14 protein-coding genes and 1 tRNA gene are annotated in these 15,776 nt (G+C 51.4%); 1 reads left to right on the top strand and 14 read right to left on the bottom strand.

Translation table 11 applies throughout. The features are described from left to right. Positions 1–194: 194 nt before the first annotated feature. The 10 genes from C162_RS19175 to C162_RS36025 form a co-directional block, all read right to left on the bottom strand. Positions 195–2,393 (bottom strand): methyl-accepting chemotaxis protein, encoded by a 2,199-nt coding sequence (locus tag C162_RS19175; protein ID WP_235218469.1) that lies wholly within the window; start codon positions 2,391–2,393, stop codon positions 195–197. 261 nt (positions 2,394–2,654) lie between these two features. Next, positions 2,655–3,977, bottom strand: coding sequence for a peptidase U32 family protein (locus tag C162_RS19170; RefSeq protein ID WP_036696612.1), 1,323 nt, complete (start codon positions 3,975–3,977; stop codon positions 2,655–2,657). 122 nt (positions 3,978–4,099) lie between these two features. Beyond that, positions 4,100–5,032 carry a peptidase U32 family protein gene (locus C162_RS19165; protein ID WP_036696609.1) on the bottom strand — a complete coding sequence of 311 codons (933 nt, stop codon included), beginning with the start codon at positions 5,030–5,032 and terminating at the stop codon, positions 4,100–4,102. 47 nt (positions 5,033–5,079) lie between these two features. Then, positions 5,080–6,126 carry an endolytic transglycosylase MltG gene (gene mltG / locus C162_RS19160; protein WP_200869218.1) on the bottom strand — a complete coding sequence of 349 codons (1,047 nt, stop codon included), beginning with the start codon at positions 6,124–6,126 and terminating at the stop codon, positions 5,080–5,082. A gap of 182 nt (positions 6,127–6,308) precedes the next feature. Next, the gene (locus C162_RS19155; RefSeq protein ID WP_036696608.1) at positions 6,309–6,614 is read right to left on the bottom strand and encodes a DUF1292 domain-containing protein; all 306 of its coding nucleotides are present in this window, start codon (positions 6,612–6,614) and stop codon (positions 6,309–6,311) included. Beyond that, positions 6,607–6,915: a DUF1292 domain-containing protein gene (locus C162_RS19150; protein WP_036696606.1), complete on the bottom strand. Its 309-nt coding sequence runs from the start codon at positions 6,913–6,915 to the stop codon at positions 6,607–6,609. Before C162_RS19150 ends, C162_RS19155 begins: the two co-directional genes overlap by 8 nt. Before the next feature lie 13 nt (positions 6,916–6,928). Continuing rightward, a complete protein-coding gene (gene ruvX, locus C162_RS19145; RefSeq protein ID WP_179090526.1) occupies positions 6,929–7,345 on the bottom strand; it encodes a Holliday junction resolvase RuvX in 417 nt (138 codons plus the stop codon). Next, positions 7,345–7,620, bottom strand: a complete 276-nt coding sequence (locus tag C162_RS19140) for an IreB family regulatory phosphoprotein (protein WP_036696603.1) — start codon at positions 7,618–7,620, stop codon at positions 7,345–7,347. Before C162_RS19140 ends, ruvX begins: the two co-directional genes overlap by 1 nt. Positions 7,621–7,957: 337 nt before the next feature. Then, on the bottom strand, positions 7,958–10,591 hold the full coding sequence (gene alaS, locus C162_RS19135) for an alanine--tRNA ligase (RefSeq protein WP_036696598.1): 2,634 nt from the start codon (positions 10,589–10,591) through the stop codon (positions 7,958–7,960). 91 nt (positions 10,592–10,682) lie between these two features. Next, positions 10,683–10,883, bottom strand: coding sequence for a hypothetical protein (locus C162_RS36025; RefSeq protein ID WP_143804416.1), 201 nt, complete (start codon positions 10,881–10,883; stop codon positions 10,683–10,685). Positions 10,884–11,046: 163 nt separating this feature from the next. Between C162_RS36025 and C162_RS19130 the strand changes: the two genes are divergently transcribed. Further along, positions 11,047–11,123, top strand: a tRNA-Pro gene (locus C162_RS19130). A 101-nt stretch (positions 11,124–11,224) separates the two neighbouring features. Here the strand turns inward: C162_RS19130 and pdxR are convergent. The 4 genes from pdxR to C162_RS19110 form a co-directional block, all read right to left on the bottom strand. Continuing rightward, on the bottom strand, positions 11,225–12,724 hold the full coding sequence (pdxR, locus tag C162_RS19125; protein ID WP_051493699.1) for a MocR-like pyridoxine biosynthesis transcription factor PdxR: 1,500 nt from the start codon (positions 12,722–12,724) through the stop codon (positions 11,225–11,227). Between the two features lie 96 nt (positions 12,725–12,820). Continuing rightward, positions 12,821–14,035 carry a tryptophan synthase subunit beta gene (trpB, locus tag C162_RS19120; RefSeq protein ID WP_036696595.1) on the bottom strand — a complete coding sequence of 405 codons (1,215 nt, stop codon included), beginning with the start codon at positions 14,033–14,035 and terminating at the stop codon, positions 12,821–12,823. Positions 14,036–14,046: 11 nt separating this feature from the next. After that, positions 14,047–15,465 carry a UbiD family decarboxylase gene (locus C162_RS19115; protein WP_036696593.1) on the bottom strand — a complete coding sequence of 473 codons (1,419 nt, stop codon included), beginning with the start codon at positions 15,463–15,465 and terminating at the stop codon, positions 14,047–14,049. Beyond that, complete coding sequence (locus C162_RS19110) at positions 15,462–15,767, bottom strand: chorismate mutase (RefSeq protein WP_051493698.1); 306 nt, start codon at positions 15,765–15,767, stop codon at positions 15,462–15,464. The genes C162_RS19115 and C162_RS19110 overlap by 4 nt, the downstream gene beginning before the upstream one ends. Positions 15,768–15,776 lie beyond the last annotated feature (9 nt).

The following is a 15,776-nucleotide window of genomic DNA, read 5'->3' as shown; positions in this document are numbered from 1 at the left end:
GCAGCACTCCTAAACATCAACCACATAGAAACGGTATTGCCGCCCTTTTAAAGGACAGTACCGTTTCAGCGAGAAATAGAAGGATAATTTATCGTGTGCAACAAATAAATTCTATATTTTAAAAAAAGGGCGTCACGCAGCCAAATATCGGCTTGCGTGACGCCCTTGCTTTAGACCTGGAACGGTTCTGATGTTTATTTGATTGTAAACAGCGACAGCTTGCTCTCCAGTTGAGTAGAAGCCCCTTGCAGCTTGTTCGACAAGGCTACGAGATGGTCACTGACATTCTGCTGCTCACTGCTGAGCGATGCAACCTCTTCCGAGGTTGCCGAAGATTGCTGCGCTACCGCACTTACATTCCCCATAGCATCAGACAGTACACCTTGCGAATGGTTCAAACTGTCGATGGCCCCTGTAACAGACTCCAGACTCATAATGAAGTCTTCCATCTGACCCTTCACGGACACGAAGATCTCACTGGTACTCTTCACGGACACCATCTGCTCCTTGAACAGCGGAGCCACTTCAGACAGGACAGCAACCGTCTCATCCATTTCAGCTACGATCTTGTCTGTAATTCCGGCGACCAGAGCGATGGACTGCTTGGATTGGTCTGCAAGCTGCCGGACCTCCCCTGCGACTACCATGAAGCCACGGCCGGCTTCGCCTGCTCTCGCTGCTTCAATCGTTGCATTCAGAGATAGAATGTTCGTCTGCTGGGTAATATTCTTCATCACATCCAGCACCTTGATTACGGAATATACCGTTTCCTTGAGATTATTGACTCTTTCCACCAGGGCGGAGGTCATCTCACCTGTACGTCCGGTCTGATCCAACAGCTCTTCCAGCTGTACAGCACCCTGTCCGCTGGCTTCCCCAACTCCACGGGCTGCCTGATCCATCTCGGAGTTGGCTGCAATAACACTCTGCATCTGCGTAGCAATCAGGTCTGTCAGCTCATTACCGCGTTCGGCTTCCTGGGCCAGACTTCCGGCACCGCCGGCAATCTCTTCCGTGGCCGCAGCGATCTCCTTGGCAGAGATAGCCGTCTTGCGCGAAGCATCCCCCAGCTCACCCGCAGTCTCAAGGACTTCGCGGGCTGTATCTGTAGTCTGGGCTACCAGCTCAGTAATCTTACCCATCATCATATTGAAGGAGGCCGACAGCTGGCCGATCTCATCCTTCGAGACATACTGGGTACGGACACTCAGGTTACCTTCGGCTCCCTCCAGCATCAGGTCCTTGAGGCGTGCCAGCGGCTTGGCGATCAACTGGACCATCCAGAAGCCGACAATCATAGCAAGCACGGCTGCCGCTCCCGCAGCAAGGAAGGTGGTAAACAGAATCGGCGTGGCAGCTTGAACCAGTTGTCCGGTAGGAACTACACCGGCAAGCTTCCAGTCTGCCTTCTGCATCGGATTGTACACAGCAAGGATATTCTTGCCGTTCTCATCCTTCGCTTCCGTGCTGTCATTGTTCACCTTGCTGTCCTTGATGAAATTCAGTACGGTGGCTTTGCCGTCCTCTTCAGGCTGCGAGGATGCCACTACGATACCATCCGGGGCAATCAGTTGAATCCGCGAGCCATCCCCAAGTTGTACACTCTTGAAGGCTTCTTCCAGGAGAGTGCTCTTAAGCTCCAGCATGACTACATAAGAGGCATTGGAGCCCAGATTCTTAAGCGTTCTGACCATAGCCAGATTCTTGCCGCCGCTGCCTTCAACGGCAGTAGGGAACCAGTAGTTCTGGGCGGATTTGGCTTCTGAAGTATAATAAGGCTCATAAGAGCTTGAATTCTTGACCACGGTCTTGTACCATTCCTGTGCTCTCACATCATCGCCTGCGAGACCGGTGCTTCCGCTGGAGACAATCCCCATCTGAGGGTCCTCCGGAATGAGAGAAATCGCAACGATATTGGAATCTGTTGTAGTCTGGCTGGACAGCTTCTTACTGATCGCATCGGTAGCCACGAACTTATCGTAGCTGCTCTTCGCTGAAGACAGCTCTGTCAGATTCGCTTGCATCTGTGTATCAAAATATAACTGAAGCGCGAGACTCTCATACTGCTTCAAGGTAATGTCCAGCTTCTCCGAGGTCTGAATAATTGTCTGCCGGTTGGCTTCGGACACATTCTCTTTAATTGTATTCTTGGCTTTGTTGTAAGACAGAAGTCCTAAGAACAGGACCACTACCACGATAGAAGATAAGAAGATCAGGAACAGCTTAACCCCAACGGATTTATTCGGGTTCACCCTCTTCATCTGGCTTAGCGAGCTGTTCAATACTTTTTTGTAATTTCTTTTCTCTGCCGTGTTGCTTGTAGTCTGTGAAGCCTCTGTCTTCTGGGCCTTAGCCTTTTGTGTGCTTTTTGGCTTTTTACTGTTTTTTGCCACTTTTATCCTACTCTCCTTCGGTTTATCTGCCTTATTGTCCGGATTGGGAGCCCCCATAACCATCACCTACCTATCCCTTAGATTGGAAGATATATGTAAGCGTTACCTGCCCTATATATCGGCACAAAGACTCATATTTCTTAGCATTTTTTTTGCAAGTTGATACATTATACAGATATTTTTGTCGAATTGCATAAGTATATTGATACACAAAAAAGAAATGCCCTTGTGTAAACGGACATCCCTTAGTTTGTAAAGCCATTATTTTCGCTTGCGCATCATATCGAAATAAGCAACAGGCTGATCTACCTTCATCCGCACACGCTGAAGCGGGTGACGGGCCACATCCAGCGGATTGCCGGCCTCATCCCACAGCTCTCCGACGGTCTGCTTGAAGAAGGTGTCATCCGGGCCGAAGAACTCAACTTCCTGTCCCGGCTTGAAGTTATTGCGCTGCTGAACGAGCGCCATTCCGCTCTCTGCATCATACTCCAGCACCAGTCCCGCGAAATCATACGGAGCTGCCTTCTCTTCGGGTTCATAGATGTGGTCCTCATGGTCCGGTGTGTCATAGAAAAAGCCTGTGTTCAGCGGACGGTTAGCCGCCTTCTGCAGCTCCTCCAGCCATTCGGGCTTCAGCACATACCCTTCAGGGTCGGCCATGTAAGCATCTATGGCTTTGCGGTAGGCATTCACTACGGTCGCCACATAGTGAATCGATTTCATCCGGCCCTCAATCTTGAAGCTATCGATCCCGGCTTCAATCAGGTCGGGAATACTCTCCAGCATGCATAGGTCCTTCGATCCCATAGTGAACGGGTTGTCCTCGGGCTGATGCAGCGGCAGCTGGGTGATTCCAGGCTGCAAGGCCTGAGGCGCCTCAGCTTGTTCCTCTTCGGATACCCAAGCCCCTTCGGGACGGGCATCTTCGAACAGATCATACTTCCAGCGGCAGGATTGGCAGCAGCCGCCGCGGTTGGAGTCACGGTCGGTGAAGTGATTCGATAACACACAACGTCCGGAGTATGAGGAGCACATCGCTCCATGGATGAAGCTCTCGATCTCAATATCCACATGCTGCTTGATCTCGGCGATCTCCTCCAGGCTAGTCTCCCGGCCCAATACTACGCGCGGCAGACCTTCCTCCTTCCAATAAGACACTGCCTGCCAGTTGAGCGTGGACTGCTGGGTGCTTAAGTGCACTTCAAGACCAGGCACGAGACGCAGGGCAGTATCGACAATCACCGGATCGGCTACGATAATTGCTGCAATTCCGGCCTCATATAAATTACGCAGGTATTCTTCAATCCCCGCGACATCTTCATTGTGAGCATAGATATTGGTGGCTACGAATACTTTGGCACCATATTTCTTGGCAAATTCAACACCCTCGCGCATTTCCTCGAAGGTGAAATTATCTGCGCCTGAGCGCAGACCGTATTTCTGTCCTCCGATATAGACTGCATCCGCGCCATAATGCACGGCGAATTTCAATTTCTCCAGATTTCCTGCCGGAGCCAGGAGCTCCGGTCTGTCCAGACGGTAACGCTTGCCCTTGAACTGGGGCTTAGTCATGGTTCCCATTCCTGTTCTCCTTTCTGTGTCTCATCTTCTGCAAGATTTAAAAGCATACATCAGGTGGTACACGCTGCTGAACCCAATGATGATGGGATAAACCTTACAAGAGCTGAGACAATACCTTTTATTTAATATACCTGCTCTTTATAGAAGAAGCCGAACGACAGTTCACGCTCAGGGTCCTGCAAAGCCCGGACCTCCTCCAGCCAAGACTCCTCGAATGCATATACAGCGGGATCAGCGGCGTAGACGTCCATGGCATGACGGTAAGCCTTAACGACAGCCACATTATAAGCCACCGGCTTCAGCAACCCCTCGATCTTCAGGCTGTGTACACCAGCTTTTAACAAGAAATGGAGATCCTCCAGAATGCAAATATCATCCGAGCTCATAATATGCGTGCCGTTCTCGTCCTCATAGATCGGGAACTTCTCATTCGGACGCTCCGCTTCGATCAGGAACAGCCCGCGCTCCTTACCCAGGCTTCCGCCATCGCTTGGACGGCCCTGGTGGGACATATAGCTTGCAACAAGCTTTCGCTTGGAATGATAGATATTCGTCATGCCGTGTACCTGGACCTGGGCTTCCACTTCAAGGTTAGGGACCATCTCGGTCATCTCATCCATATTCAGCTCACGTGCCAGAACGACCCGCGTGGCTCCCTTGCGGCCCCAGTAATTGGCTGTAGCATAGTTGGTCGAGGTCATTTCCGCATTCCAGTGCAGCTTCATTCCCGGTGCTTCGGCTTTGACGGCCGCCAGTACGGCGGGATCACCGAACTCCACCCCATCCACACCCAGCCCGCCCATGGCCTTCACATAAGCCGGAAGCTCCTCCAGCATAGTATTGGGAATCAGTCCATTGATGCTTACATATACCTTACCGCCCCGGGCATGTGCCAGCTTAACTACTGCGGCCGTGTCTTCAAGTGTAAAATGTCCGGCGAGACGCATACCAAAGCGGTCATCGCCGACCAGCAGGGCACTCGCTCCTGCATCCAGCAGCGCTGCCGCTTCTTCCAGAGAAGCCGCTGTTACCAGCAGCTCCGGTGTGTTATTCATCGTGTTACCTCCTGTGCATTGCTCATCCTTACTATTGTAGCGGGTTCTTACGGATTTTGTTTGCTTTTTTGAATATTGGCTAAATGTTCCTTGTAGGTTCTGGCAAATAAATGTCCCTGTGAACCGTCCTTCTTCGTCACATAGAAGAAATAATCCGAGATCTCCGGCGTCATGGCTGCTTCGATCGACGCCAGCCCGGGGCTGCTGATCGGTCCAGGCGGCAAGCCCGCCTGCTTATACGTATTATAAGGACTGTCTACCTTCAGATCCTTCTCATACAACCGCTCTTTCTGCTTGTCCAGCAAGTACTGGACGGTAGCGTCGATCTCCAGCTTCTGCCCCTTATCCAACCGGTTATAGATAATACCGGCCACCAGCGGACGTTCCTTGTCTACTACCACCTCACGCTCCACCAGTGAAGCTACGGTCAGCAGCTCATGCAGCGAGAGCCCGCGGTTCGCCAGCTTCGCCTTCCACTCAGGAATCGTATCCAGCTTCTTCACCAGCTGGTCCAGCATCGCCCCGATGACTTCCTGCGGGGTGCTGTCCTTAGCCAGTTCATAGGTCTCCGGGAAAAGGTACCCCTCCAGCCGGTGGCGCAGCAGCGGATTGTCCGGAATCTCCAGCTTGCTTACGGCTTCCATTCCCTTACCTGAATCAATCAGCTTCAGGAAGATCTCCGGCTTCTGATTCCATGCAGCGGCCAGCTTCTCTGCCACCTGAACCGCAGTATACCCTTCAGGAATTGTAAAAGTAACGGTAGCTTCCTTCACAATATCTCCGGCATTCAACCGGCTGATCAGCGTATCGTAGGAGTCGCCGGGGCTTACCTGGTAAGTGCCCGCCTTGAAGCTGGAGCCTTCCTGGACCCATTTCAGATATCCTTTGAAGAACAGGCTGTGCTTGATAATGCCCTCTTGCTCAAGCAGGTCAGCTATTTGCGAGCTTCCCATACCCTTCTCAATCGTAACCGTTACGGCCGGCCCTGCGGGCTTGACCGGCTGCATTCCATTCCAGATGTACCATGCTCCTCCTCCTGCAGCAGCTGCCAGGACCAGAATTAAGATAAGCACAGTGCGGATCACGGCTTTCAAATGTTACGCCTCACTTTCCGACTATAAAGTATAAAATTGTATTGTCCAAAATTCAACCTATTTTTATAGCATAAGCTTTTTCCATCCAAACTGAAAGGTCATTTCGCTGACCATAAGCAAAAAGAGCGCGGAAAAAATCCGCACTCTTCCGTATCTGCTCTACATGAAGTTGCTACAGTCGCTTATTCGCTATCCGCAGGGAAAGTAAGCTCATCATACAGCTCGGAAATATTCTCCCACTCTTCATCGTCCATAATGCTCTCCAGCTCCGGAAGTCCGTCCGGAGAAACTACGATGCGCAGAATTTCCTGCTCCGCAGCTCTTCCCGATCCGCCCAGAACGGCATAAGCATGATCACCCACAGCAAATTCTGCAATAATATCGTAAACGGAAGACTTGCCCTGCTCATCCTCCAGTTCTACTGTTTCTCCATATACTTCTTTGAGCTTAGAAGTCCATACCGCTTGATCAGCGGAAAACTCAGTCATTCTCTGCTCCTCCATCCAGCTCGTCAACCAAAGTATTGAAGGTCTCCTCTACGATGGCCCATTCTTCATCATTCTCAATCATGAAGAGCTGCAGATCGTCGCCGTCTTCCTCGTAACGGAACGCGTAGACCTCATCTGTCTCCTCATCCTCGGAATCAAGCGGAACCACCATCATATACTTGGCATCCGATCCGTCCACTTCAAACTTCATGATGACCTCGAATTCCTCTTCATTACCTTCCTCGTCGGGAATATAGATAATTTCCGGTTCCTCTTCTTGGCCGATCTGTTCGTTTGTCATATCCGCACACCCCTCACCTTTTACTGTTAGCATCCAAATAATTTTGCAAAATCAGCGCTGCGGCCATTTTGTCCACCAGCCCCTTGCGTTTCTTCCGGCTGACGTCCCCATCAATCAGCACCCGCTCAGCAGATACCGTCGTCAGACGCTCATCCCAAAGGTGTACGGGTAAATCGAGTTGCTCCCGCAGCTTATCTGCGAATTCAATGCAAATTTCACCACGGGGTCCTACGGAGCCGTTCATGTTCTTCGGCAGTCCGACAACAATCTCGCCGATTTCGTACTCCTTGACCAGTTCACGGATACGCTCGAATTCATTGCCGTTTCCGCGCCGCTCAATAGTCTCCAGAGATTGTGCTGTCCATCCGAAAATATCGCTTGTGGCGACACCTATTCTGCGGTCGCCGTAATCCAGTCCCAGCTTCTTCATCATTTGGGCTGGTCCACCCGATGATTGGCCAGATAGAAACGGACCAGTTCTTCGATCAGCTCATCACGCTCTTTCCTCCGGACCAAACTTCTCGCATTGTTGTGGCGTGGAATGTAAGCCGGATCTCCTGAAAGAAGATATCCTACGATCTGATTGATCGGATGATATTCTTTCTCCACCAGCGCGTCGTACACGGCGAGCAGTATTTCCTGGGGAGAGGCTTCCTTTTCGTCGCCCTTCACATTGAATTTGACCGTTTTGTCCATGGAGTCCATGTGGTGACACCTTCCTTCTGCAAAATCACCCTGATTCGGGCGGCTTCGCAAAGTTGCTGCTGTACAGCTCACTTGCTGCCCTCATCATAACATATTCATGCCCCAACGAGGAAATCCTGCCATGGTTAAAGCGCTTTTTTTGGCATTTTGTCTACAAAAATAGATGTTTTTTTGGGTTTTAAGCTATTGCAAGCCCTGGGTCAATAATGAATAACCCAAAAAAATATACATTGTGTGAATAAAGCAGCGGCACCGAGGAAATGCCCTCAGCACCGCTGCTTCCCAACCCTTGATAGAAATCCACAGTTTCTTACAGACAGGAATTACTGTATACCGCTTAAGCCTGTGCGGCTACCAGTTCCTCGGCCTTCTTCAGGGCTTCGCCCAGCTTGGAAGCGTCCTTGCCTCCGGCCTGCGCCATATCCGGACGTCCACCGCCGCCGCCGCCGCAGACTGCAGCGATCTCCTTCACCAGCTTGCCGGCATGGAAGCCCTTCTTCACCAGCTCCTGAGGTACGGCTACCACGAAGTTCACCTTGTCATCCATTGCAGCACCAAGTACCAGTATGGCCTCCGGGAGCTTGGACTTCAGTTCGTCCGCTGTCGAGCGCAAAGCATCGATATTGCCGGCTTGTACAGAGACCGCAAGAAGCTGCGTTCCTCCGCCTACTGTGATTACACTGCTGGTCAGCTCTGCTGCGAAGGTTGCGCTCAGCTTGGACTGGAGCGATTCATTCTCACGGCCCAGCTCGCGTACCTGGGCATGCAGGGCTTCAATCCGCTTCGGCACATCGGTCAGCGAAGATTTCAGCAAGGCTGCCGACTGCTTCAACAGGTCCAGCTGACTCTCCGTGAACTGATAGGCGTAACGGCCAGTCACAGCTTCAATCCGGCGCACCCCGGAACCGATGCCGCTCTCGCTAAGCAGCTTGAAGATTCCGATCTGTGCTGTATTAGACACATGGCATCCGCCGCACAGCTCCAGGCTGTAGTCGCCAACTTGAACGACACGGACAACATTGCCGTATTTCTCTCCGAAGAGGGCCATCGCTCCCATAGCTTTGGCTTCATCTATCGGCTTATTCTCAATGACTACTGGAAGGCTGCGCCAGATCTGCGCGTTCACGCGCTGCTCAATATCACTGAGCTCCTCTGGAGTAATGGCTCCAAAATGCGAGAAGTCGAACCGCAGGCGTGAGCCTTCTACTAAAGAGCCAGCCTGATTCACATGGCTGCCCAGCACTTCCTTCAGCGCCTTGTGCAGCAAGTGGGTGGCCGTGTGGTTCTTCACGATATCCTCGCGCTCCGCCTGGTTCACTTCGGCACGGACGGTATCGCCGACCTTCAGATCGCCTGCTTCCACCGTAACCAGATGAACATGCTGGCCATGCGGTGCTTTGAAGAGGCCGTTCACCTTCGCGGTCACCGATCCGCCGGTCAGAACGCCGGTATCGCTGACTTGGCCGCCGCTCTCTGCATAGAATGGTGTTGTCTCCAGGATCACCTGGCACTCGGCGCCTTCGCTTACTGTATCCTGAAGAACACCGTCTACCACAATCGCCAGGACCTTGGACTCTGTTACCGTGTCATTATATCCAACAAATTCACTTTTAACCGTAAGCTCGGCGAGCGCACCGCCTTGAATCTTCATGCTGGCGCTGTCCTGACGGGCTGCTCTGGCCCGGTCACGCTGCTCCTGCATCGCGGCATCGAAGCCGGCGCGGTCTACAGCAAGCCCCTGCTCGGACGCAAAGTCCTCGGTCAGGTCAAACGGGAAGCCATACGTGTCATAGAGCTTGAATGCATCGGCACCGGCAATGGTGCTCAGGCCGTCTGCTTTGGCTTTGGCGCTGATCTCCCCGAGGATCGCCAGACCATCGGACAACGTCTCGTGGAAGCGCTCCTCTTCCAGACGGATGATTTTGGCGATATATTCACGGTTCTCGACCACGGAAGGATAATATACTCCCATAATCTCTCCAACGGTCTCAGTCAGCTCATGAAGAAAAGGACGGTCCATTCCCAGCGTCTTGCCGTAACGTACGGCGCGGCGGAGCAGACGGCGGATAATATAGCCGCGTCCTTCATTGGAAGGAAGTACTCCGTCACCCACCGCAAAGGTAACGGTACGCACATGGTCGGCAATGACTTTTAGCGCGATATCCTGTTCAACATTATCCTTGTAGGTTACCCCGGCAAGCCCGGCAGTCTTCTGGATAATCGGCTGGAACAGATCGGTATCGAAGTTGGAATCCACATCCTGAAGAATGGAAGCGAAGCGCTCCAGGCCTGCGCCGGTATCAATATTCTTGTTGGGAAGCGGCGTATAGCTGCCGTCCTTATTATGGTTGAACTGTGAGAATACGAGGTTCCAGACCTCCAGCCAGCGCTCATTCTCACCGCCCGGATACATCTCCGGATCACTCATATCACTGCCGTACGCTTCACCGCGGTCATAAAAAATCTCCGAGCACGGGCCGCACGGGCCTTCGCCGATATCCCAGAAGTTCTCGTCGCCCAGCTTGATGATGCGTTCTGCGGGCAGGCCGACCTTCTCATTCCACAGCTTGAACGCTTCTTCGTCCTCAGCATACACAGTAACGGAGATCCGGTCGCCGTCGAAGCCGATCCACTCCTTGCCGGTCAGGAATTCCCAAGCCCAGGTAATGGCCTCTTCCTTGAAATAATCACCGATGGAGAAGTTACCCAGCATCTCAAAGAACGTATGGTGGCGGCGCGTCTTGCCCACGTTCTCAATATCATTGGTGCGGATACATTTCTGCGAATTCGTCAGGCGGGGATTCTCCGGAATCTCCCGGCCGTCGAAGTAGGCCTTCAGTGGCGCCATACCTGCGTTAATCCACAGCAGCGAAGGGTCATTGTGCGGCACGAGCGAGGCGCTCGGCTCAATACGGTGGTTCTTGCTCTCAAAAAACTGCAGCCATTTGGAACGGATTTCACTTGCTTTCATCATGTACAGCTCCCGTCTCTTCATTAAATTAACAACAAAAAACGCCCCTGAATGAAATTCAGGGACGATGATTATCGCGGTACCACCCTGGTTATCGCCTTGATCCGTGAACCACGGACAACTGCAGACGATCGCCTTGTGCGGCTGTTAACGGGTGCCCCCGGCGGGATTGTCCCCGCACTCCGAAATTAGCTTTCAGCCGGCCTGTCTCCCAGGTTCTCACACCCGATGCGGCAATCCGCAAAGGAACCTGTTCTCTGGTGAAGCCATGCTCCGGCGTACTTGTTTTCATCAACGCTTTGTCCGATTTGCTTTTTAACATTTCAAGTATAGCCAGCGGGTGGATATCTGTCAATCACAGGCCGTAATTTGCTGTAACAGGAGCTGATAATCGCTATGAAAAAGGTTATTTACAGCGCTTACACACAGGCGTATAATTTAATTATTCTTAGCGTCGAGACGTAGCTCAGCTTGGTAGAGCGCTTGCTTCGGGAGTAAGAGGCCGCAGGTTCGAATCCTGTCGTCTCGACCATTTCTAACATATCTAATTAAGATTCGCGGCTTTGGGGCCGCGATTTTTTGGCATTCTGTCTTCCATATATTATCCTGTTTGGACTCTTGGATCATTCCTCTCTAGCGGCTCTTCTCCTTGCCTAAGACCTTTCGGCATTCTTTCTCGGCAAGTGCCATCTGCTTAATTCCCGTTCTGATCTGATTCTCCGATAAATTCGAATACCCCAGAATAAATGTTGGCTTCTGAGGGATCTGGTTAAGAAAATAATCAGATGCAGGATATATTTTCACTCCATGTCCCAGAGCCTTCGCGGCAATCATCTGCTCATCAACCACTGTATCCAGCTCAATGAGCAGATGTAATCCAGCCTCATCTCCAAAAACCTTGACCCGGCTGCCAAACTCATGCTGAAGCGCCTTTACCAGACAGGAGCGGCGGGTAGCATATAATTTCCCCATTCGGCTTACATGCTTGGCATATTGTCCTGACTGGATGAAATCCGTCAGTGCTTCCTGTTCCAGCGTAGGGGTCATGCGATCCGTAATCCACTTGATCGCCAGAAAGGGCTTTATTAAGGAGGGCGGAAGAATGGCATAGCCAATGCGCAGTGCAGGAAACAGAATTTTGCTGAAGCTTCCCACGTATACGACCCGCCCAGAGTTATCCAGCCCTGCAAGCGCAGATACCTTTTGCCCTACATACCGGTATTCACTGTCATAATCGTCTTCAATAATGAGTGCTCCTGACCCTCTTGCCCACTCCAAAAGCTGAATTCTCCGGTTAAATGACATTGTCACACCCACCGGAAACTGATGCGAAGGGGTTACATAGATCAACTTGGGAGTTTTTGACTGTCTTTTACTGTGATGCGCCAGACATTCATCCATCTCCTGAACACATATTCCTTCCTGGTCAACCCGTACGGGAATCACTTCACCCCCAGAGTAGCTGAATATTTCCCTGAGCACGTTATGAGTTGGGTCTTCAACCAGCACCTGATCTCCTTTACTCAGGCAAAGCCTGGCGAGAATATCCAGAGCTTGTGTAGCCCCAGTCGTAATCACAATTTGCTCCGGAAGTGCCGGAATGGAGCGGGTAGAACGAACTAACCGGGCAATCTCCTCCCGGAGTGCCAGGGTACCTTCTGCTGGTCCGTATGTAAGCATGTCAGGTGTGGCTCTCCGGCAGACCTCAGTCAGTGCACGCTGCCATCGGTCCATGGGAAACATATCCCAAGCTGGCACACCATGTCGGAAATCATAAGGAACCGCTGACGATGAGGGAAGAGCCGATATGAATTTCGGTGCTTTGGTTGACACAGCACAATAATTACCCGTCATCCTGCCGGGGTCAGTATCTGCTCCCGCTGCATTGTCGGCAACAAACGTTCCCGCTCCTCTCCTCATCTCCAGATAACCTTCCGCCTGTAGTTGCTCATAGGCTTGAAGAATGACACTGCGGGAAACCAGAATCTGTTCGGACAGCAATCGAGTGGCAGGAAGCTGGTCCCCGCTTCGCAAGCATCCGCTGTTAATTGCCTGCAAGATTTGCTCAAACACCTGTCTGGATAAAGATGTATCCGATGTCTTATCTAGTGTAATTAACAATTCATACGCCAAGTAAAGCCCCCTCCATCCCCTATGAGATCATTCTCTATAAATGGATTTAAGCCTCCGGGTTTTGAGACACCGAAGGCTTGCTGTATATAGATTGTCTTATACTTCTTGTAGTGCAGGGCGCTCCTTGAGCATTTCATAGACTTGAGCAACATCCTTGTCCCCGCGGCCAGAAAGACTAACCACAATAATTTCATCCTTGCTCATGGCTCCTGCAACCTTCATCGCATAGGCGACAGCGTGAGAGCTTTCCAGGGCCGGGATAATTCCCTCCGTCTTGGAAAGGGTCAAGAAGGCATTCAGCGCTTCTTCATCGGTAATCGAGACATATTCCGCCCGCTTAATCTGCTTATAATAGCTATGTTCCGGACCCACACCGGGGTAATCCAACCCGGCTGCAATGGAATGACAGTTCTCCGCATCGTTCATCACGTAGCATCTGAACCCGTGAATAATATCCGGCTTGCCTGTACTAAGCGGTGCTGCATGGATCCCGGTCTCGATCCCTTTTCCTGCAGGCTCTATGCCCACTATCGTGACACCCGGGTCATCCACGAAGGGATGAAACAATCCAATCGCATTGGATCCCCCGCCTACACATGCAGTGATCAGATCAGGAAGGCGCCCTTCCTTCTGCAGAATCTGCTGCTTGGCCTCTCTTCCAATAATCGCTTGAAAATGACGGACCATCAGCGGAAACGGATGCGGTCCAACAACAGATCCGATGAGATAGTAGGTATCTTCATAGTTCTGTGCGAAATCATTCAGCGCTTCATCCACAGCTTCCTTCAGTGTTCTGTTACCGGACTTCGCAGCCACAACCTCAGCTCCCAGCATCTGCATACGGAATACATTGAGAGCCTGTCGTTCAATATCCACCTCCCCCATATAAATGGTGCAAGGGATATTGAACAAGGCACATACGGTAGCAGTGGCTACACCATGCTGTCCTGCGCCAGTCTCGGCAATAATTCTTTTGGCCTTCATCCGGTGGGCAAGCAGGATCTGGCCGATAGTATTATTGATCTTATGTGCTCCGGTATGATTTAAATCTTCACGTTTGAGGTAAATTTTGGCCCCGCCCAGTTTATCCGTCAGCCGCTGCGCATAATATAACAGACTCGGCCGGCCCACATATTCATTCAGATAGTGCAGGAACTCCCGCTCGAACTCTTCGTCGTCCTTATAACGCTGAAAAGCTTCGTCCAATTTATTAAGCGCCGCCCTTAGCTCATCCGGAACGTAGCTTCCGCCAAACTTCTCCTGATCTCCTTCACCAAATACACCGTCCGCAGTTACCTTAATAATGCTCATTGAGTAACCTCCTATATATTTTTGGGTGTGCCAAAAGAAGTTCTTATAAACCCGTCTCTCATTCTATAGGGTACTGTGCAATCAAACACGACTTTTGTGGTCATGCCAGGCTTCGTAATCTGCGGGGACATGCCCGGCATTTGCGATGGGTCCAGATGGAAACCTTCAAGTCCCGGGAAGGTAATAATGTCCACATCCGCCTGAAAACGGGTCGTCATGGCCCACCACACTTCCTCTTCACTGAACAGGTTAACATCCTCATCTACCAAAACCACCTGTTTGATCATTCGAAAAGAACGAAGAATCATCGTTCCGGCGCGCCTGACGGCGAGATCGTCCTCATCATCTATTTTATGAAATTGAGCAAATAACAGCAGTTGCCCTCCCCCGGCAGAGCTGCAATAGGCATTGGTAATGCGGGAGGTTACTTGATTGCGTACATATTGGAGCACTCCAGCTTCCATCCCCACCGCTAAAAGATTAGATTGCTCGTATCCCGGACCAATCACGGTTTGAAATATAGGATTAGCTGAGGAAGTGATCCCCGTAATCTTAATGACAGGCAAATGGGGATGTGCCTTGCCGTCATATCCCAGAAACTCCGGCATAGAATGGCCCCCAGGCTCTCCTTCAGGAGCATACTCATAGGTAATTTCACCTTCCAGTACATACTCCGCTTCGGACAAGCAGTCTGCGGCAACAGATAAACAGGAGGAAATCTTGACTGGCTGTCTCCGTAATCCGCCTGCAATAGCCAGCTCATTGAACCCCTCGGGCGCTACAGCACCCGTGCAGCAGGAAGCAATATATATAGCAGGATCCAGACCGATATTGATGGAGATCGGAAGCGGCACACCCATTTCTTGTGCCGCCAGGTAGAAGCTCTCCAAGTGGCGGCCTGGAACCATCCAGATTGTCAGTTCGTTGTTGCTTTTCACCCATAGCCGATGAATGGAAATATTGCTGTCACCAGTGACAGGATGCTTAGCGACTACTAACCCGAGTGTAATATAGGGTCCCGCATCCTTCATGCTCATGGTGGGGATTGGCAGCCGGGTGAGGTTAACATCCTGATGGATCACTTCCTGACAGGGCGGCTTCTCATATTTTACAGGCTCAATTGGATGCTGTGCGGCATCCAGCAGGAAGTCCGCTATATATTGTTCTTGGGCCCCGAGAAGCATTGCACAACGTTTCCGGGTTCCAAAGATCCCCGCCAGCACCGTTTTGTTCACTGGCATCACATGTTCGAATAACATCGGTACTCCCGGGCCGGTTGGTGAAGAGACAGGAACCCCGCCTCCCTGGGCTGCATATAGAGCGGCTAACTCATATTTAGCGTCCACAGGCACCGTATACCGCTGGACGCCTTCAACATGTTCCTCCAAGTATACAAGAGCCGACTTCAGATCATGAATCGCGGCTCTCACACCGCTGGCTCATCTGACTGCTCACGGCTGTGCAGATATTCAAGCTGCATATCCGTCAGAACCGTAATTAATGTCTTGTAAGTAGCCGTTGCGATCTGTGGTTCAAGACCTGCAGCCTCTGCCAGCCCAGCTACCTTATCTAGTACCTGCTTAACCCGGTCACAGGAACGGACGGACTCCTCATCTTTTTTCAAGACCATAATTTTCTTAACGACCCGGGTTCTTTCAGCGAGCAAAGCCACTATCTGCCGGTCGATGATATCAATCTCTTGACGATGAAGCGCAAGGTTCTCATTCAACATTACTGATCC

It is taken from the genome of Paenibacillus sp. FSL R7-269, from assembly GCF_000517865.1.
Taxonomy (GTDB): Bacteria; Bacillota; Bacilli; order Paenibacillales; family Paenibacillaceae; genus Paenibacillus_AQ.
This window is presented reverse-complemented; position numbering and strand designations above follow the sequence as displayed.

What these genes read in the sequence shown, in the direction of transcription:
- C162_RS36025 (WP_143804416.1), bottom strand. Translation starts at nt 10,883, where the DNA reads ATGAAAACAAGTACGCCGGAGCATGGCTTCACCAGAGAACAGGTTCCT.
- C162_RS19140 (WP_036696603.1), bottom strand. Translation starts at nt 7,620, where the DNA reads ATGGACTCCATGGACAAAACGGTCAAATTCAATGTGAAGGGCGACGAA.
- C162_RS19150 (WP_036696606.1), bottom strand. Translation starts at nt 6,915, where the DNA reads ATGACAAACGAACAGATCGGCCAAGAAGAGGAACCGGAAATTATCTAT.
- C162_RS19165 (WP_036696609.1), bottom strand. Translation starts at nt 5,032, where the DNA reads ATGAATAACACACCGGAGCTGCTGGTAACAGCGGCTTCTCTGGAAGAA.
- C162_RS19155 (WP_036696608.1), bottom strand. Translation starts at nt 6,614, where the DNA reads ATGACTGAGTTTTCCGCTGATCAAGCGGTATGGACTTCTAAGCTCAAA.
- C162_RS19170 (WP_036696612.1), bottom strand. Translation starts at nt 3,977, where the DNA reads ATGGGAACCATGACTAAGCCCCAGTTCAAGGGCAAGCGTTACCGTCTG.
- ruvX (WP_179090526.1), bottom strand. Translation starts at nt 7,345, where the DNA reads ATGAAGAAGCTGGGACTGGATTACGGCGACCGCAGAATAGGTGTCGCC.
- C162_RS19110 (WP_051493698.1), bottom strand. Translation starts at nt 15,767, where the DNA reads ATGTTGAATGAGAACCTTGCGCTTCATCGTCAAGAGATTGATATCATC.
- alaS (WP_036696598.1), bottom strand. Translation starts at nt 10,591, where the DNA reads ATGAAAGCAAGTGAAATCCGTTCCAAATGGCTGCAGTTTTTTGAGAGC.
- trpB (WP_036696595.1), bottom strand. Translation starts at nt 14,035, where the DNA reads ATGAGCATTATTAAGGTAACTGCGGACGGTGTATTTGGTGAAGGAGAT.